This window comes from Streptomyces sp. NPDC060000 (assembly GCF_042737375.1).
GTDB lineage: Bacteria > Actinomycetota > Actinomycetes > Streptomycetales > Streptomycetaceae > Streptomyces.
Map to the genome: position 1 here is coordinate 1 of NZ_JBHWUU010000008.1, position 17,539 is coordinate 17,539.

The 17,539-nt window shown below is 65.1% G+C and carries 16 protein-coding genes; 1 reads left to right on the top strand and 15 read right to left on the bottom strand.

Going from position 1 to position 17,539, the window contains the following annotated elements; translation table 11 throughout:
- Positions 1–33: 33 nt before the first annotated feature.
- From rfbC to ACFWBB_RS06660, 6 genes are all read right to left on the bottom strand, one after another.
- On the bottom strand, positions 34–630 hold the full coding sequence (rfbC, locus tag ACFWBB_RS06635; protein WP_385267796.1) for a dTDP-4-dehydrorhamnose 3,5-epimerase: 597 nt from the start codon (positions 628–630) through the stop codon (positions 34–36).
- Positions 627–1,517 (bottom strand): glucose-1-phosphate thymidylyltransferase RfbA, encoded by an 891-nt coding sequence (gene rfbA, locus ACFWBB_RS06640; protein WP_385267798.1) that lies wholly within the window; start codon positions 1,515–1,517, stop codon positions 627–629. Before rfbA ends, rfbC begins: the two co-directional genes overlap by 4 nt.
- Before the next feature lie 58 nt (positions 1,518–1,575).
- Positions 1,576–2,838, bottom strand: coding sequence for a class I SAM-dependent methyltransferase (locus ACFWBB_RS06645; protein WP_385268018.1), 1,263 nt, complete (start codon positions 2,836–2,838; stop codon positions 1,576–1,578).
- A 225-nt stretch (positions 2,839–3,063) separates the two neighbouring features.
- On the bottom strand, positions 3,064–4,074 hold the full coding sequence (rfbB, locus tag ACFWBB_RS06650) for a dTDP-glucose 4,6-dehydratase (RefSeq protein ID WP_385267801.1): 1,011 nt from the start codon (positions 4,072–4,074) through the stop codon (positions 3,064–3,066).
- A gap of 36 nt (positions 4,075–4,110) precedes the next feature.
- The gene (gene rfbD / locus ACFWBB_RS06655) at positions 4,111–4,998 is read right to left on the bottom strand and encodes a dTDP-4-dehydrorhamnose reductase (protein ID WP_385267803.1); all 888 of its coding nucleotides are present in this window, start codon (positions 4,996–4,998) and stop codon (positions 4,111–4,113) included.
- Positions 4,999–5,228: 230 nt separating this feature from the next.
- Positions 5,229–6,101 carry a LysR family transcriptional regulator gene (locus ACFWBB_RS06660; RefSeq protein WP_385267805.1) on the bottom strand — a complete coding sequence of 291 codons (873 nt, stop codon included), beginning with the start codon at positions 6,099–6,101 and terminating at the stop codon, positions 5,229–5,231.
- A 137-nt stretch (positions 6,102–6,238) separates the two neighbouring features.
- On the opposite strand from ACFWBB_RS06660, the gene ACFWBB_RS06665 reads away from it, so the two are divergent.
- A complete protein-coding gene (locus tag ACFWBB_RS06665; RefSeq protein WP_385267806.1) occupies positions 6,239–7,714 on the top strand; it encodes an MFS transporter in 1,476 nt (491 codons plus the stop codon).
- Between the two features lie 53 nt (positions 7,715–7,767).
- Here the strand turns inward: ACFWBB_RS06665 and ACFWBB_RS06670 are convergent, their stop codons facing one another.
- The 9 genes from ACFWBB_RS06670 to ACFWBB_RS06710 form a co-directional block, all read right to left on the bottom strand.
- Positions 7,768–8,937 carry an alpha-hydroxy acid oxidase gene (locus tag ACFWBB_RS06670; RefSeq protein ID WP_385267808.1) on the bottom strand — a complete coding sequence of 390 codons (1,170 nt, stop codon included), beginning with the start codon at positions 8,935–8,937 and terminating at the stop codon, positions 7,768–7,770.
- A gap of 54 nt (positions 8,938–8,991) precedes the next feature.
- The gene (locus ACFWBB_RS06675; protein ID WP_385267810.1) at positions 8,992–9,900 is read right to left on the bottom strand and encodes a hypothetical protein; all 909 of its coding nucleotides are present in this window, start codon (positions 9,898–9,900) and stop codon (positions 8,992–8,994) included.
- 32 nt (positions 9,901–9,932) lie between these two features.
- Positions 9,933–10,535 carry a thiamine pyrophosphate-dependent enzyme gene (locus ACFWBB_RS06680; RefSeq protein ID WP_385267812.1) on the bottom strand — a complete coding sequence of 201 codons (603 nt, stop codon included), beginning with the start codon at positions 10,533–10,535 and terminating at the stop codon, positions 9,933–9,935.
- 11 nt (positions 10,536–10,546) lie between these two features.
- The gene (locus ACFWBB_RS06685; protein WP_385267814.1) at positions 10,547–10,963 is read right to left on the bottom strand and encodes a hypothetical protein; all 417 of its coding nucleotides are present in this window, start codon (positions 10,961–10,963) and stop codon (positions 10,547–10,549) included.
- 101 nt (positions 10,964–11,064) lie between these two features.
- Positions 11,065–12,489, bottom strand: a complete 1,425-nt coding sequence (locus ACFWBB_RS06690; RefSeq protein ID WP_385267816.1) for a DUF6002 family protein — start codon at positions 12,487–12,489, stop codon at positions 11,065–11,067.
- Positions 12,490–12,584: 95 nt separating this feature from the next.
- A complete protein-coding gene (gene novP, locus ACFWBB_RS06695; RefSeq protein WP_385268020.1) occupies positions 12,585–13,310 on the bottom strand; it encodes a demethyldecarbamoylnovobiocin O-methyltransferase in 726 nt (241 codons plus the stop codon).
- A 519-nt stretch (positions 13,311–13,829) separates the two neighbouring features.
- Positions 13,830–14,522: a class I SAM-dependent methyltransferase gene (locus ACFWBB_RS06700; RefSeq protein WP_385267818.1), complete on the bottom strand. Its 693-nt coding sequence runs from the start codon at positions 14,520–14,522 to the stop codon at positions 13,830–13,832.
- A gap of 436 nt (positions 14,523–14,958) precedes the next feature.
- Positions 14,959–15,804, bottom strand: coding sequence for an alpha/beta fold hydrolase (locus tag ACFWBB_RS06705; protein WP_385267820.1), 846 nt, complete (start codon positions 15,802–15,804; stop codon positions 14,959–14,961).
- 48 nt (positions 15,805–15,852) lie between these two features.
- Positions 15,853–17,535 (bottom strand): cobalamin-dependent protein, encoded by a 1,683-nt coding sequence (locus ACFWBB_RS06710; protein WP_385267822.1) that lies wholly within the window; start codon positions 17,533–17,535, stop codon positions 15,853–15,855.
- Between the last annotated feature and the right edge of the window lie 4 nt (positions 17,536–17,539).

The following is a 17,539-nucleotide window of genomic DNA, read 5'->3' on the forward strand; positions in this document are numbered from 1 at the left end:
GGGCCCCCCCCCCCCCCCCCCCGCCACGGACCGTCATTGACTCGTCAACGCCGTGAGCGCCTGACAGGCCGCATAACTGGGCAGCAGGCCCCCGTCCCGGGCTTCGGCGAGCAGGAGCGCGTCCTGGTCACGCGCGGAGAGCAGCGGGGTCTCGACGGGCCAATTGATGGCCAATTCTGGATCGAGCGGGTGCACACCGTGCTCGGACGCCGGGTTGTAGGTCTGCGAAGACAGATAGCACAGCGTGGCCTCGTCCGAGATCGCGCAGAAGCCGTGCCCGATGCCTTCCGAGAGGTAGACGGCACGACGGCTGACATCGTCGAGTCGGGTGCCTTCCCAGCGCCCGTAAGTCGGCGAGCCGACCCGCAGGTCCACCACCACATCGAACACCGCGCCGCGCACACACGTCACGTACTTGGCCTGCCCCGGCGGCACATCGGCGAAGTGGATGCCGCGCACCACGCCGCGAACGGATACCGACAGGTTGGCCTGGGCCAGCCGCAGTGGGCGGCCGACCTCTGCGGCGAACTGGTCGACGCTGTACCAGTCCAGGAAGACCCCGCGCGGATCGGCGTGCTGCTTGGGGGTGATCTCCCAGGCACCCTCCATGCCGAGCGGGCGAAGTTTCACGACGACTTCAACTCCTTCAACTCCTGATCGGCGAGCAGGTCGAGGAGATACCGGCCATAGCCGCTCTTGAGCAGCGGGCGGCTGAGTTCCCGCAACTGGTCGTTCCCGATGAGGCCGCAGCGCCAGGCGACCTCTTCCACACAGCCGATCTTGAGGCCCTGCCGTTCTTCCACCACACGCACGTACTCCGATGCCTGGACCAAGGAGGTGAACGTTCCCGTGTCCAGCCAGGCGGCGCCCCGGTCGAGCGTGGTGACCCGCAACTCGCCCCACTTCAGATAGGTTTCGTTGACGGCGGTGATCTCCAGTTCGCCACGCTGACTAGGCATCAGGCCGCGAGCGACCTCCAACACCCGGTTGTCGTAGAAGTACAACCCCGGCACGGCGTACCGCGACTTGGGACTGGCCGGCTTCTCCTCTATGGAGACTGCCGTACCGGCCTCGTCGAACTCCACTACCGCGTAGGCCCTGGGGTCGGCTACGACGTAGGCGAAGATCCGTCCCCCGGCGGGATCGCTGTACTGACGCAGCCTGGTTCCCAGGCCCGCGCCATGGAAGATGTTGTCCCCGAGGACCAAGGCCACCGACTGGTCGCCGATGAACTCGGCACCCAGGACAAACGCCTGCGCGATACCCTCGGGCTTCTCTTGGACGGCGTACTCAAGACACAGGCCCAGTTGCGAGCCGTCGCCGAGGAGGTGACGGAACTGGCGCTGGTCCTCGGGGCGCGTGATCACCAGTATCTCCCGTATGCCGGCCATCATCAGCGTGGTCAGCGGGTAGTAGATCATCGGCTTGTCGAAGACCGGTATCAACTGCTTGGAAACAGCCCGGGTGACCGGCCACAGCCTGGAGCCGGTACCGCCCGCAAGAAGGATTCCCCTCAACCAGCCACCCCATCAGCAACCTGACAACGCCTGATCATCGTTGGTGCAGCCTTCGACGTCACCACGCCGACTCCGCCGATATCACGCGCGGTTCGGGTATGGGAACAATGAAACGGCCGCCCCCTTCCAGGAACGACTTCTCCTTGTTGATGATCTCCGAAGCGTAGTTCCAGGCCAACAGCAGGTAGTAGTCCGGTACGTGGTCGCTTGCTTGTTCCGGCGACCAGATCGGAACTCTGGAGCCCGGTAGGAGTTTTCCCTGCTTCAGGGCTGTTGTGTCGCTACAAAACCGGATCTCCTGATGCCCCAGCCCGCATGCGGCCAGCAGTGCGCTGCCTTTGGTCGGTGCGCCGTATCCAGCCACTGTCTTGCCCTCTGCCACCAAGCTGCGCACCAGTTCCCGGATCTGTGCGCGCACCCGTTCCGTACGCTCGGCGAATTTCTGGTATGTACTCTCCTCTGCGATGCCCTGGCTGCGTTCTTCCGCGAGCATCTCGGCAACAGCGGGCCGCACCTCATAGCCGGCGGCGGCCGGGGCGGCGAAGACCACGATCGAGCCGCCGTGCACGTCAACTGTATGTACGTCCACGACGCGAAGCCCGTGCGACTCGAACAGCCTGCACAGCGCGCCGAGCGAAAAGTAGGAGAGATGTTCGTGAAAGATGGTGTCGAACTGATTGTTTGCGAGCAGTTCCGCCAGATAGGGAACTTCCACGAAGAACAGGCCATCAGGCGCCAGCAGGGCAGAGACTCCGTCAAGGACTTCGTGGATGTCGTGGATGTGGGCGAAACATTGGCGACCGAACACCAGTCGCGCCGGACCATGTCCAGTCGCGATCTCCTGGCCGACTTCGGTGGTGAAGCCGGCAGGAATCGTTTTGACGCCACGGTCATTGGCGATGTCGGCGAGATTGCGCGCGGGATCAACGCCGACCACCCGCATGCCGGCCTGCTGGAACAGCTCCAGGTGAGCACCTGTGTTACTGCCGAACTCCACGACGAGATCTCTGTCGGTCAGGCCGACCCATCGGATACACAGTTCGACGAGCTGCCGCATGTGCTGGATGATCGATCCTGCGTCCGAGGCGACGTAACGGTAGTGCCCGAAAAGGGCATTCGGTTCGATGACATGTCGCAGTGTCATCAGCCAGCATTTCCGGCACACGCCGACATCCAGCGGGAACAGAGTCTCATCCCTTGGGTCATCTTCCGTGCCGAGCAGGTTTCCGGCCAATGGTGTCGATCCGAACGAGACCACATCAAGCCAATCGTTGTGCCCGCACACCCGGCACTCGTTGATGGGACGCACAATGTCCTGCATCTCTTCCTCCCCCTCACGGGAATGTCCGACGAGTTGTGGATGCGGATCGAACCATTGTTCTGCCGGCGGCGGCTGCGGGCCTGGAACGACACCGGTGTCCGGCAACGCCTGCACGGCAACTGCTCGCCGAGCTCACCGGTGCCGTGGCGTTGGACTGGTCGAGGGCGGAACCGCTGGGAGATCAGTGACGACATCCACGAGGCGTCCCTCCGCCTGGTTGCGCCATCATCTGCCGGCGTCGGTTGGTGAACCCGTCGCTTTGTCAGGATTTTTAAGCGGTTCCCACCAACCACGGTGAGTGCGGTACCACTCCACTGTCTCCGCCAGCCCGTCCGCGAACGCCACACGAGGCGAATAACCGAGTTCCGTACGAATTTTGGTGGTGTCCAGCGAATAGCGGAGATCATGTCCCAACCTGTCCGGAACATGCCGCACCATGTCCCAACTGGCACCACAGGCCTCGAGGATGTGTTCGGTCAGTTCCAGGTTGGTCAACTCGGTGCCACCGCCAATGTGGTAAACCTCCCCGGGCCGACCACCAAGGAGCACGCACTGGATGGCGCGACAGTGGTCCGACACGTGCAGCCACTGTCGGCGGTTGTGGCCGTCCCCATACACCGGAACCTGCTGCCCGTCCAGGAGATTGGTCGTGAACAGCGGGATCAGCTTTTCCGGATACTGGTACGGCCCATAGTTGTTGGTGCATCTGGTGACCACGACGTCGAGCTTCCGGGTCCGGTGCCAGGCCAGCGCCAGCAGGTCTCCCGCCGCCTTGGCTGCCGCGTACGGTGCGTTCGGGGCCACTGGGGACTCCTCGGTCCAGGCGCCCTCGGAGATCGATCCATACACCTCGTCGGTCGAGATGTGGACGAACCGTCCCAGTCGGTGACGGGAGGCCGCTTCCAGCAGCACCTGCGTACCCAGTGCGTTCGTACGGACAAACGAGGCGGCACCTTCGATCGAGCGATCCACATGCGTCTCGGCAGCGAAGTGCACGATCGCGTCGTGTCCGGCGACCACGTCGTCCACCAGACCCCGATCACAGATGTCACCTTGCACGAACCGGTAAGTCTGTAGGTCCGCGATCGGCGCCAAGTTGAGCTCGTTGCCAGAATATGTCAATTTGTCCAGAACGGTGATGTGGGTTCCTGATGAGCCCGGCAGAACGCCACGTAAGGTAGCCCGGACGAATTCCGAGCCAATGAAGCCGGCACCGCCCGTCACCAGAAGTCGCATCCGCGGAACCTCCTTTCTCTTACTCGAGGAGGATTACTATTCCTCGTCAGCCAGAAGGGGAAACGACTGCTCCAGAGCGGCAGACCAGTGCCGAATCGGCGTCAGCCCGGCCTCGCGCCAGGCGGCATGCCCCAACACCGTGTACCGGGGACGCAGTTCGCCGCCGGCGACCTGGTCGCTGCGCACCGGGCGGATTCGTCCGGGATCCGCACCGAGCAACCGGAAGATCATCCGGGCGAAGTCGTACCACGTGGTCTCGCCTGAGCTTGTCCCGTGGAACACGCCGGACGCACCGTGCCGAACGAGTGCCACGATCTGTTGTGCCAAATCCACAGTCCATGTTGGCTGGCCCCACTGATCGTCTACCACGTCCACCGTCTTGTGCGTCTGCTCCAACCGGACCATCTTGCGAATGAAGTTCGTGCCGTGTCGACCGTACAGCCAGGCGGTTCTTACGATCGTCCCGTCGTCCGGCAGCAACTCGAGCACAGCTTGCTCGCCGGCCAGCTTTGTCCGGCCGTAAGCGTTGATCGGACTGGTGGTCGCACTTTCGGCATAGGGCCGGCGACTCGCGCCGTCGAAAACGTAATCGGTGGAGAGATGGACCAACCGAATCGATCGATCGCTGCATATCGTAGCCAGCTCTCCTGCCCCTCTTCCATTGACAAGATGGGCCTCCGCTTCACTGGTCTCCGCTTCATGAAATCTCGTCCATGCTGCGCAATTGACGATCGCCGTCGGTTGATACCTGGAGACAACGGCTCGGATCGAAAATCGGTCGGTGATGTCGAGATCCTTCCGAGTGGCAGCCAGCACTGGTTCGTTCAGCGCCCCCAAAACCCGCACCAAATCCCTGCCGAGCATTCCTCCCGCACCAGTAACTAACCACCGATTCATCATGTGAGCTTCCAGCCCAGTCGCCATATTTGTCAAGGCGAATGAGTCGGTAGGCGGTTATTGAGTGGTCGTAGGCCGGCCAGTGGACCGGTTGACCCACCCCGGAAAGCTTCGGCACTCCAGGTCGACGTGCGATATTCTGCGCCAAGATCACATGGGTAAGATCAGATATGGCGTTCATTCGTGGCGCCTGCGGCCAACACCGAGAACACCGATCACGGGATGGACCCGGCGTGCCGGGCCGGGAACACCGGTCGTCAGCCGGTCCCGGCCTGTGCGACGGTGAGCAGGTTGAGCACGGCCGCACGGCGTACGGGATCGGGTAGCGCGAGTGCGGTGGGCACGAGGACCGGTGGAACGGGCGGGACGAGGGCGACAGCGGCGGGGACGTGGTGGAGGAGGTCTGCGGCGAGTACGGCCCAGCAGTCTCCGGCGGAAACGGGTCCGGTGAGGAGGTCTTGGGCTCGGGTGAGAGTGGGGCCCTTCCGGGGGGTGAACCCGGCCGCCTGGCAGGCAGCGGTGATCAGGTCGTCGGTACCGGGGCTGTCCGCGCGAGCGTATCGGGCCAGAGGGAGTTCAGCGAGGGTGGCGAGGTCGCCGGCGGAGCCGGCGTGTGCAGCGGGGACGGCCAGGAGCAACGGTTCGTCCCAGAGGTGGTGAACCTGCACGCCCGGGGTGGCCTGTGGTGCGGCCACAAAGGCGGCGTCGAGATCGTAGTCGGCGACGGCGGCGAGATGACCGGTTGTCGAGGCAGAGGTCGTCACCTGGAGCGTGATGCCGGGGTACGCGCTGCGGACGGCCGCGAGTGCGGCGTCGACGCGGGGGCCGAGTCCAATGCTGCTACCGATCCGCAGCAAGCCTGTGTCACCGGCGGCCAGGTCGGCTGCCGCGGCGGCGGCGCGGTCGATGCCGCGTAGCGCGCGGCGTGCGTGGGCCAGGAAGGCCTGGCCGTCCGGGGTGAGTCGGACCCGGCGGTGGGACCGGTCGAACAACGTGAGTCCGAGTTCGCGTTCCAGCCGCGCGACTTGCTTGCTCACCGCGGCTTGAACGATGTGCAGGGTCTCGGCCGCCCGGCCGAAGTGTTCGCACTCGGCGACGGCGACGAAGTAGCGCAACTGCCGAACCTCCATCACTACCGCCCTCCGCACCTCGATCGATTCCTTCCGGTGATTGTTCCATGACCATGTTGGTCATTGATCGGCTCTGGTGAGACCGGCTGAAGTGAAGTCAGCGAGTAGACGTGATCAGCCAAGGCGGAAGGGCCGGAATGACAGAGACCGACGTGGCCGAACCAATGCAGGCAGGGCGCTGGGCAGCGTACTCGGTGTGCCTGCTGGCGGGATTCGTGACGCTGCTGGACGTGAGTGTCATCAACGTCGCGGTCCCCTCGATGCAGGCCGGGCTGCACTTGTCGGCCGGGCAGGTGTTGTGGGCTGCGTTCGGCTACACACTGACCTTCGGGGTGGTGCTGGTGCCCGCCGGGGCGCTGGGCGATCAGCTCGGCAGACGGCGCACGCTGCTGGTGGGGCTGGCCTTCTTCGCGTTCGGCAGCCTGGCCTGTGGGCTGGCGGCCTCCGGGTGGTGGCTCGTGGCCGCCAGGCTGGTGCAGGGCCTCGCCGCAGGGGTGGTGACGCCGCAGGTGGTCGGGCTGATGCGGCAGCTGTTCGCACGGGGCCCGGAACTGGGCAAGGCAGGCGGGGCGTACAGCGGGATGATCGCCGCGACTACGGCCATCGGCCCGCTGGTCGGCGGTCTGCTGATCCAGGCCGGCGGCCCTGCCAACGGATGGCGGTGGGTGTTCTTGGTGAACGTGCCCATCGCGGCGCTGTCACTCCCCTTGGGCCTGCGGTGGCTCCCCCGCGATCGGCAGCAGATACGAGGAGTGCGACTCGACCTGCTCGGGATAGCACTGCTCGGATCCGGTGTCGCCACATTGATCCTGCCGCTGATCGCGGCCGAGCAGCGACAGCCGTCGGTGCCCTGGTACCTGCTCGGGCTGTCGGCCCTGCTGCTGGCGTGTTTCATCGCCTGGCAGCAGCACTGCACGCGCTCCGGCCGACCACGGCTGGTCAACCTCGCGATGCTGCGCCAGCGCGACTATGCGATCAGCGCGTTCGTCGGCATGGGCTACTTCGTCGGCTTTGTCGGCATCCCGTTCATGGTGTCGCTGTATTTCCAACTGGGGCTGGGTTACTCGGCACTGGCCGCCGGCGCCGTCGGGACCCCCACTGCGCTCGGCGCGGCGATCAGCGCCCCGCTGGCCGGCCGCGCGGTCCACCGGGTCGGACGCCGGTTGGTCGTCATCGGACTGGCCGCCGTCGCGCTGGGATCCGCCGGGCTGATCGCCCTGATCGGCCACCGCGCGGGCGGCCTTGTGTGGCTGCTCGTGGCCGGTCCGCTGCTGCTCGCCGGCGCGGGAAGCGGGCTGGTCATCGGACCGAACCTGACGCTGGCTCTGCAAACGGTGCCCCTGACCGAGGGAAGTGCCGCCGGCGCCGTCCTGCAAACAGGGCAGCGCATCGGATCGACGATCGGGGTAGCTGTCATCGGAGCGCTGTACTTCGGGTCCCTGACCGCCCACCCCGGCGACCATCTCCGCGCCGCCACCGACGGGCTCCTCGGCTCCACCGTGGCGATCACGATCACACTGCTGATCACCGTCATCGCCCTGTTGGCCACGCGAGATCGGCGACCGTCCAAGCAGCCCGGCACCCCGGCCACCGACGGCGACGAGCCCAACTGACCCATGTCCGGCACCCGTTCGGCGGGACACCGTCCCCGGTGGCGCCGGCGGTGCTACCCGGGGATGAGCCAGTCCCGGCCGAGTTCGGCGATGTCCGAGCAGCCCATGAGCGCCAGGGTGCGGTCGATTTCCTCGCGCAGGATGTTGAGCACGTGTTCGACCCCGGACTCGCCGCCCACGGCAAGTCCGTAGAGCGCCGGGCGACCGATCAGGCAGCCGTCCGCACCGAGGCACAGAGCCTTCACCACGTCGGTGCCTCTGCGGATCCCGCCGTCGATGAGCACCGTGGCCCGGTGGGCCAGCCGGTCGGCGATCACGGGCAGCGCGTCCAGTGTGGCCGGGGCGCCGTCCAGCTGTCGGCCGCCATGATTGGACACGATGATCCCGTCCGCACCAAGCGAGACAGCGCGTTCTGCGTCATCTGCGTCCAGGATTCCCTTGACGTAACAGAGTCCCTGCCACTGCGCGCGGACCCTGGCGAAGTCGTCCCAGTCGAGTTCGCCGGCCATCATCCGTTCCCGGCGCACTTTCGCTGCGAGCGCACCGGCCCTCACGCCGCTCATCCCGACCAGGTTGCCCGTGAACACCCGCTGGTGGCGCAGGACTTTGTACGCCCATCGAGGGTGCAGCGCGGCGTCCAACACGTGCCTGGGGGTGAGCACGGGCGGGATGCTCATGCCCTGCAGCCGTTCCGGTTCGCGGTTTCCGAACACCGGTGTGTCAACCGTGACCACCAGCGTTGGGCAATCCGATCGTCGGCCGCGCTCGAGCAGCCAGTCCATGAGTTCTCGATCGCGCCACGGATAGACCTGGAGCCAGTGTCCGACCGGGCTCGCCTCGGCGACCTCTTCGACAGAATAAGACGCTGCCGTGCTCAACACGATCCTGCTACCGGCTGCGGCCGCACCGCATGCGGTGGCCAACTCGCCGCGCCAGTGCACCAGTCCGTTGATCCCGGTTGGCGCAATCATCACCGGAATCGCCAGCTCGGTGTCTCCGAACCGGGTAGCCATTTTCCGCCCGGCGGAACTGCGCAGCACTCGTTGACGCAGGGACCAGCGGGCGAACGCAGACCGGTTGGCCGCCAACGTGACGGAATCGTCTGCGCCGTTCTCCACGTACGCCCACACCAGGTCGGGCAGGACCCGGCGGGCGGCCGTTCGGTACCCGGCAACGCTGATCGGCCGGCCCTGCTTCGGCAGAGCGAATCTGATTGCACCCACTGACACCCCCGAGGAATTAACCGACCAAAAGGGAATCAACTCACTCGTTCGCCGTCAGCGAGTGGGCAGTTCAGTCAGATCGGGTGCCGGCCGCCGCGTCGGGACCACCGCATTGAGCAGAAACAGTTCGCAGTCGGCGGCGACTGTTCTCAGCGCCGCGTTGGCCGCGCGGATGCCCTCCACCTCGTGCTGATCGAACAGCAGTGCCAGCGTGGTCCCGCTGTGTGCGACCGAAACTCCGTAACTGCCACAGGCATCCGCCACTTCCCTGGCAACCTCGAAGTTCCGCTTGTACACCCGCCGCTGGTTGACCTCGGCGCTGATCATCGCGGCCCGGCCGATCAACGCGAGATCACCCAGCCGGAATCCCCGGTCCACCAAGTCGAACGCCAAGGCCAACCGCTCGCTCTCGGCCTCGGTACAGGGCAGCCGCCGCATGGTCACGGTGTCCACCGCCCCACCCTCGTCCAGCACCAGCGCAGCCATCGGCGGCGGGTCGTCGTAGCACAACAGCACCTCGCCGCGGATGAAGTCGAACAGTGTGGGGACCGGACGGCACACCGCATCGGACGGCTCCAGCTCGCAGCACAGCCGCATGATGTCGTCGTCAGCGAGCGGCACGCCGAGCCACTGCGCCATCGCCCGGCACAACGCCGTCAGGTCGGCGGAGCTGCTCGCGTGTCCGCGGCCCTCCGGGATCATCGAGCTGACCAGCACGTCCAGCCCGACATCGGCGGAACTGGCTCCGACCAGCCGGTTGAGCAACAAATCGCACATCCGGCGGACCTTGACCTTCGACCGTGGCCACACCCGGACGCCGGGCAAGTAGGAGCCACGCACGACCACGTCGCTGTACCAGTCGACAGGAAAGGTCACCATCAGCTCGCGGCCGTCAACCGTGCCTTGAACGAGCTCGCCGCAGGTACCGACTGCTCGTCCGCGTCCGCTCTCAACAGGTTGCATTGACCTTCCAGTTCTCGACGGCCGCCAACCGTTTACACGACGGGCAGTTCGGAGCCGGCCCGCAAGCCTCGGCAGTGCGTGCGGAACCGAGCCGCGTATCCGGACAGGCGGCCCTCGATCCGGCCGGGGACGTTCCGCCCGTCCGGCGCGACCGGGAGGCGCAACAGATGTGGTCGGGTGAGCTCGCCGGCGAGGAGGCCGGCCACCACGGAGCCGACGCCGTCGGCCGGTGGTGGGGACAACACCAGATAGCCGAGCGAGGCCGCCCAGGACTCGATGTTCCCGACCGGCGGGGTGGGCTGGGCGCCTGTGGAACTGTACGCGCGGTCATCCAACACGATGTGGATCAGCGGCAACGCGGTGAACTCGGCGGCCAGCAACAGCGCGCCGGGATTCATCGCCAACGAGCCGTCCCCGTCGACGACGATCACCGGTCGGGACAGCCCGGCCGCGACGCCCACGGCGACACAGCCGGCCAGCCCCATGGAGCCGAGCATGTAGAAGTGCCCGGGCTTGTCCTGGATGTCGTTGGCGATACGGCAGGCATAGCCGGTGGTGAACACGATCGGCGTGTCCTCCGACGCGCCGATGATCTCGGCGATGGCTGCCGCCTTGTTCTGCGGCGAGTGCGTCATCGTGCGGATCGTCACGGGCGCCAGCCGAAAAGTCCAGGGGCGATGAGCAGGAACCGTGGTTCGTCCACCTCGGTGGTGAGCCAGTTGGCTGTGGCCTCGGTCAGGTCGGCGCCGTCGGCGAGCCAGCGGACGTCCGCGTTCAGACCGGCCAGGATCGTCGGAGTGAGCGTGCCCATGGCGCTGTTCTCCTCAGTGTTGTCCGGGGCCATGCCCCGGACGCTGATGACCGTGACCACATCGAGCCGGCAGGGCATGATCAACGACGCGAAGGCGTTGACCGACTGGCCGAACCCGGAGTTCTGCATCAAGACCACCGGCTGCCGGCCGGCCAGTGCCGCGCCGGCCGCGACCCCGACCGCGGAGTCCTCCCGCGCGATGGTGCGCATCCCGCACGCGGCGTCGATCTCGCGGTACAGCTGGGCGAGCACGCCGCATGGGGTGCCCAGGAACGGACCGGACCGACCGGTCGTCAGGATCCGTGCGAGCCGACCGGCCACGTCCTCAGCAGGCTTGACAACCGATGTACTCATCAACCACGCTCGCCGTCCGCCTGAATCGCACCGCTGATGAGCGCGCGTACCTCGTCCGGGGTGTTCACCTCGATCAGCCGACTCCGGTCGATCTGGTGGAACTCACCTTCGGAATACGCGCCCGAGCCATGGATGACCACGTCGGCGCCGACGGGGATCAAGTCACGGTCGATCGCGTTGAGGCAGCCGACGGCGGACATCACCATGGCCCACTCGCGCAGCCGGCGGGGGTCCTCTGGCAGCCGGTGGAAGTCGGCGCCGCGCAACAGATCTCGGACGAAGGCATATCGGTTGACGCACTCCGGCAGGGAAACCACGATCCCATTGCCACCATGGTCGGCCACCAGTTGCCGGACCGCTTTCGTCGTCGGCGGATTGCGCGTGTAGAAGGTCCGTTCCAGGCGCTCACCGGTTGAATAGCAGTACTCGGGCAGCCGGGGATCGGCGTCCGCCGGCCTGGTCAGCAAGCCGTCACCGGTGGCCCGGTAGAGATCCCGGACCACGGTCTCGACGTCAATGCCGGTAACGGCGCTGACGAGATCCGGCGTCTCCAAATGCTGCACCAGCAAGTAGCGCTGCGGCACGTCGAACCGGACACCGTCCTCGGCCGCCATCTGCCGGCCCAGGTCGTGTCCGAGAAAACCGTAGGCGCTGGAGACGGCGTGGGTGTGCCACCGCTCACCGACAGGCGGGAAGTACTCATACTCGAACAGTGTCCGAATGAAGTCGGCCACCATGTAGTTCTTCGGGTTCAGCGTGTACCAGACTCGAAATCCACGCAGGACAGGATCGTTGGCGGCCAGATCGCCTACGGCGGCCGTCGTGATCTCCTTGACGTGTTCACGCTCGGGGCCGGAGTAGACGCCCATCGGGTTGGCCGCGCGCAGCGCCGGATCGACATCGAGGTCGGAGGCCCACAGTTTGGGCAGTGAACTGGCCGGCACCACGGTGACCACGCGCAGCTTGCTCGGGTCCGACAGGCCGACCTGGTAGGCGCGTAGCACCGCGTTACGCAGCGCCACCGCCTTGTTGGCCGCCGACGGGGTCACCAGCAGCACCGGCTCGCCGGTCAGTTCGGTATGCCGTACCGCGCGGGCCACGATCACTGAGGAGCCGAACGTTTTCGTGGTATATGTGCCCGGGTTCTCGGTCAGGTTGAGGAAGTGAAGCCGACGTCCCTGGTATTCGCCAAGTTCGCCGGCGGAAATCCCGCTGACCGAAAAGAACTCGTCCAGCTCTGGGCCGAGTTTGGGAAGTTGCCAGCTCGGTTCGAACCAGGAATCGGTACTGGCCCAGGTGGTATCGATCCGCTCACTGGCCACGAGCAGATGCTGATAATAGAAGCTGAGAGAATTAGGAACTCGGTGCAATACCCCCGTGGCTGACGAGCCCTGCACGGACCGATGTTCTGAGTGAGTACACATTACGGGTCACCGCATTCTGATCCGGGTCCGCGATTAGTGTTCTTGTGCCTCCGCCCGGGGGGTCCACATACCCGAGGCGTCGAGTCGTTGTGAACCTACTCGGTGCGCTGCCAGTAGACACCGTCGCGGTCGATCCTGATCAGCTCGTCGGCGATGTCGAACCGCGCACGGTATTCATCCACCGCGTCTTTGCACGGCGGGCACATCAGGTAGTCGTCCACGATGACGTAGCCACCGACGGACACCTTCGGGTAGAGGTGGGTCAGGGTATCCCAGGTGGATTCATACAGGTCCCCGTCCATCCGCAGTACGGCGAGCGCGTCGATCGGCGCGGTGGGCAGCGTGTCCTTGAACCAGCCGGGGAGGAACCGGACCTGCTCGTCGAGCAGGTCGTAGTTGCGGAAGTTGCGCCGGACCTCGTCCTCGGACACCGCGAGCACCGCATTACGCCGATGCAGCGCCATCTTCCGGTCGCCGGCATGGCCGTCCTCACCGACGTCAGGAATGCCCTGGAAGGAGTCAGCGACCCACACAGTCCGGTCGCGCACGTCGTGAGCGCGCAGAATTCCGCGCATGAAGATGCACGCTCCCCCACGCCACACCCCAGTTTCCACGAGGTCACCGGGGACATTGTTGCCAATAACATCCTCGACACATTGCCGAATGTTTTCGAGGCGTTTGATTCCGATCATCGTGTGCGCGTTCGCCGGCCAGTCGCGTCCCTCGCTGCGGACCTCTTCCCGGTACGTTGAGTCGCGATGGGAGAAGTTTTCCCGGTGCGCAGGATCCTCATACACCGTCCCGGCTAACACCTTGATCATAAGATCCAGATACAGCGATGAGTCGCTGCCTGTGCCTTGGTTGGTTTCTTCGGGCTGAGATCGAAGTTTGTGTGCCACCCTGCCTACGATAGGTGCCACCTCCATTCGGGTCCAGGTGCCGAGACTCAGAAGTTTCCACCTACTGCACTAACGCCGTGAGTCCGATGAATCCGTAGCTGACGACTCGATGCCATAACTCTCTATGCAGCCGCCGCCTTCGAGTTCTTCCCGGACGCCAATCTTCTCGGGCGGGCGGTCCACGCCTTCAGCGAGGCGAGCAGGGCACGAATCCGTTCGCCCGGCGGGACTGCCCAGCCGGGAATGCCCAGCCGGGGCCGGCCGCTGTGAGGCAGGCCCCGGCAGCCCGATGACGCCTTCGACGTCGTGGCGGGCGATCCACGACCGTGCCGTGTGCGGGTCGTAGGGCAGCACCGCGCGATCTGGGTGGCGGGCGTCAACTCGCGCGAGTTACGGGCGAAACGTCCGCCAGGGTCCTGAGCAGCAGGACCGAACCGCCGGTCAGGCAGCGGCCCGACGGGCAAAACACTTGACCGTGGGAACGCCGTAGCCCCGGTCATCGACCCAGATTCTCTGCTCGGACACCGGCGTCTCATCGGCCGCCTGGGCCAGGGCGTCGCGGTAGTCCTGGAGCCGGGGCGCGTAGTAGTGAGCCAGCGCCCAGGCGAGCTGCATCTCCGGGGCCCAAGGCCGCTCCTTCAGAAACCGAACCCACGTCCGGAACCCGGGCTCGTCGAAGTCGCTGAGATGCAGGAAGGAGACGTTGAGGATGGCTCCCCCTGGCTTGACCAGGCGCAACATGGTGTCGAACCCCGCCGGGAGCCGGGTGAGCCGGTGGAACGCGTGTCGCGAGACCACCAGATCCGCTTTCCCGAGCAGATCCTCCATGCCGGCCGGGGACTGCGCGTCCCCGTGACGGAACTCCAGCTCCTTGCCCTGCTCGGCGGCATAGTCCCGGGCAATTCGGACCATGTCCTCCGAGAGGTCGACACCGACCAGGTTCAGCGATGGGAACCGGGAGGTGAGGATGATCTCCAGCTCCCCCGAACCACAACACAGGTCGACCACGGTCTGGCCATCGGCGATGCCGGCGCCGACCAGCAGGTCCACGAACTCGTTGTACCTTTCGAACGCCCGGGAGCCCATCCGGTGAAAGGCTTCGGCCTCGGATCCCGTAATCGGTTCAATCTTCATCTCGATCCCCCCTGGTGCTGCGTCAGTGAACTGATCTCAACGATGGGCGGGGTGAGCGGCCCCGATGCGCCGATGACGTGCGAATGCAGGCTGGGTCGCGGGGTCCGCGGTAGGGAGTTCTCTTCCACAAGGCCCGCCCGCCGAGGCCTCGCCGATGCGATGGTGTGGAAGGTTCGCAGCTTCGAGGACGGGAACTTCTTGCCCTCGTTGGCGAGCAAAATCTTCAAATGAGCCTACATGCCACTTCGGCGATCTGCGACCACTTGCGATCCTCCGTGCAACGGAAATACACACAGCCAAGCGTCATTCAGGTGGTGAGCCGCGTGGTGGCGTCGGGTTGTGACGGCGGTAAAGAGCCAGGGGTCACCGATGAGTGCGCGATGAATGGCGTCGATGGCGCGGATTCCGTGGGCGTGATGCTGGTCGGTTCCGGATTTTAAGGACCGTTGTGCGAGCGCGCTTTCGTGAACACCTCGAACAGCAACTGGGCGAAAGGCTCCGAATCGGTCAGGAAGCCGGTGTGGTCGCCGGGAAAGTCGACGAGTTCGGTGCCGAGTTGATCGGCGAGTGCGACCGCGGTGCGGTGGAAGAGCGAGCCCTGGGCCTTGGATCCGCCGGCGATGACGATTCGGTCGGCCATGGGTCGCAGCGCGTCGATGTCAGGCCGGTAGCGGGTAGTTGGGCGAAGGGTGAAATGGAAGAGCCGGTCGAGGATGGTCCACACGTCCCACGGGGCGGTGAACGAATTCGGTCCGGGCGGGTCCGGGGTTGGCCGGTGCAGGCGGATGTCGGCAAGGGCGAGGTACTTCTGCAACGCCGCGGGGCGGTCCTCACGGTACATGTCGCAGATCTCATCAATGGCGGCGCGCAACTGTACGCGGTCGGTCAACAGCTCGAGCAACGGGGGCTCGTGGGCGACCAGCGTCCTGACCTGGTCAGGGTGCTGGGCAGCCAGCGCGAGCGCGGTCACACCGCCTCCGCTGCTGGCGAACAAGTACGCCGGCCCGGCGTCGAGCGCCGAAATGAGCCGGTGCACGTCGTCGGCCATCACCTCGGGGAATGCGTCCTGGTTCGGGTCATCCGCAGGGCTGCTGTGGACCCCACGGGGGTCAAAGGTCACGACCCTGAAGTGCTCGGCCAGCGGCCGCGAGATCGGCGCGAACCCTTTACAGCCCATGGGTAAACCGACCACAACGAGCAGGGGACCTGCTCCTTGGATCTCGTAGTGCAGGCGCGCGCCAGGCACTCCCAGGCCATACACCACCGGTCCGTGATTCGCCATGCTCAGTTGGTCCTTCCTGCTGTTGAGAAGTGTGCTGTCTCCGTGGTGTCACGGGGTCATGGAGAGCTCGCGGATCATTTCTTCCGGCACCGTGACGTCATCGAACCAGCGTCCGCCAAAGGGGCGGGGTATCGGCAGAATCTGGTCGCTGGAATAAGCGAGGATCTTGCGGTTGTAAGCGCGCATTTCGTCCCGCAGGGTTGCGGGAAGCCGGCCGTCCAGGGAGAGAGCGTGATCCATCTCCGCGAGGAGCCGTTTCGTCTGGTCAATTGTCTTCAGCACCGCTTCGCAGAACACGCTGGACAAAACACCGTACTCGCCCTTGATGCTCACCAGTCGCTCGATCGCCTCGTAGGAGACATCCTGAATTTCGCGTCGGCTCAGCCACTCGGTCTCGTAGTTCAGCCGACGGTACCAGAGCGGTTCGACCATGGCCTGCCGGTGTTGCTCCAGCGTACGGTGATGGATTCGGTAGCCGTACTTTTCCGGCTCCTCGAAGAATCGGCAGCCAGGGTCCAGGAAGGGCACCATGGGACAGATGAGCGGAAGGACCGACGATCCCGCGAATTTGCTGATCAGGCGCTCCGAGTAGGCAACCGTGTCGCGCACGGACTGCCTGTCCTGATACGGCATGCCGATGAAAAACCAAATCATGACGCCCTTGACCCCGGCGTCCAACGCGCGTGGAATCCATTCCTCCATCTCGGCCATCGTGTAAGTGCCGCGGCCGGCAGCCTTGCTGATCTTCGGGTCGTGCGACTCGGGGGAAAGCATGATGTACGAGTCCGTGGAAGTTCCCATTTTCTTCAGCGTGTCGTCGGGCGTCAGGTTGAACTGCTCGAAGAAAACACTCCGGTACCCGAGGTCGCGCACGGCGTCGAGGTATGCGTGCATCCTCGTCTTGCCTTCCGAGTAGCACTGGAGGGCGTAGATGGAGGTGTGTCTGGCCGCCTCCCCCATCGTCTTGAGCTCCTCGACGATCAGGTCGTGGTCCTTTTGTACGAGGGTTCTGTCCACCTCCATGATGTTGCGATAGGCGAAGCGGGAGCCGCCGCACCAGCCGCAGTCGTGGGCGCACCCGGTGTTCGGCAGCGTCATGATCAGCTTGCTGGAAAGCGGCGTCACAGGCGTGTTCTGGTAGTAGGACCAGTCGTTCCTGACGTTGTTGTAGTCCGAGGTGGGTTTGTGGCTGAATCCTGTGGTCTCCACCCGGTCATTGCCCTTGTAGAGGAGGTTGGGTATCGAGCGGAAGTCTCGGCCGCCCCGCACCACAGCCTCTACCAGTTGGGTGATGGGGGCGAGCGTGTCATAGCCCTGAACAACGACGTCCACTTGCGGGTACCGGATGAGTTCCCGGGCAAAGTACGTGGCCGAGATGCCACCGAAGACGATCAGCGACTCGGGATGAATCCGCTTTACCGCCTTGGCCAGCTCGATTGCACCGTTGCACTGGGTCATCCAGTGCAGGTCGAAACCGAAGACCGGCGCTTCCAACCGCCCGATCAGGCGCTCCACATCGAGATTCGGGTGCGTCAACATCAGGGAGGCGATGTTGACGATTTGACAGTCGAAGTCGTGGTCGGCGAGCTGTTGCTTGATCGAGAACCAGCCGATGGGGTACATCTCGTAGACGGACGTGACGTTGACGCTGTCGCTGTCACTCAGGTAGGCGAACAGGATGTCGTCACGGTCCCGGAAGTCGTACACGCTGGGCGCATGCAGCAGGAACATGTCC

What these genes read in the sequence shown, in the direction of transcription:
- ACFWBB_RS06700 (WP_385267818.1), bottom strand. Translation starts at nt 14,522, where the DNA reads ATGAAGATTGAACCGATTACGGGATCCGAGGCCGAAGCCTTTCACCGG.
- ACFWBB_RS06645 (WP_385268018.1), bottom strand. Translation starts at nt 2,838, where the DNA reads ATGCAGGACATTGTGCGTCCCATCAACGAGTGCCGGGTGTGCGGGCAC.
- rfbB (WP_385267801.1), bottom strand. Translation starts at nt 4,074, where the DNA reads ATGCGACTTCTGGTGACGGGCGGTGCCGGCTTCATTGGCTCGGAATTC.
- ACFWBB_RS06705 (WP_385267820.1), bottom strand. Translation starts at nt 15,804, where the DNA reads ATGGCGAATCACGGACCGGTGGTGTATGGCCTGGGAGTGCCTGGCGCG.
- ACFWBB_RS06665 (WP_385267806.1), top strand. Translation starts at nt 6,239, where the DNA reads ATGACAGAGACCGACGTGGCCGAACCAATGCAGGCAGGGCGCTGGGCA.
- novP (WP_385268020.1), bottom strand. Translation starts at nt 13,310, where the DNA reads ATGATCAAGGTGTTAGCCGGGACGGTGTATGAGGATCCTGCGCACCGG.
- ACFWBB_RS06675 (WP_385267810.1), bottom strand. Translation starts at nt 9,900, where the DNA reads ATGCAACCTGTTGAGAGCGGACGCGGACGAGCAGTCGGTACCTGCGGC.
- ACFWBB_RS06660 (WP_385267805.1), bottom strand. Translation starts at nt 6,101, where the DNA reads ATGGAGGTTCGGCAGTTGCGCTACTTCGTCGCCGTCGCCGAGTGCGAA.
- rfbD (WP_385267803.1), bottom strand. Translation starts at nt 4,998, where the DNA reads ATGGCGACTGGGCTGGAAGCTCACATGATGAATCGGTGGTTAGTTACT.
- ACFWBB_RS06710 (WP_385267822.1), bottom strand. Translation starts at nt 17,535, where the DNA reads ATGTTCCTGCTGCATGCGCCCAGCGTGTACGACTTCCGGGACCGTGAC.
- ACFWBB_RS06680 (WP_385267812.1), bottom strand. Translation starts at nt 10,535, where the DNA reads ATGACGCACTCGCCGCAGAACAAGGCGGCAGCCATCGCCGAGATCATC.
- ACFWBB_RS06690 (WP_385267816.1), bottom strand. Translation starts at nt 12,489, where the DNA reads ATGTGTACTCACTCAGAACATCGGTCCGTGCAGGGCTCGTCAGCCACG.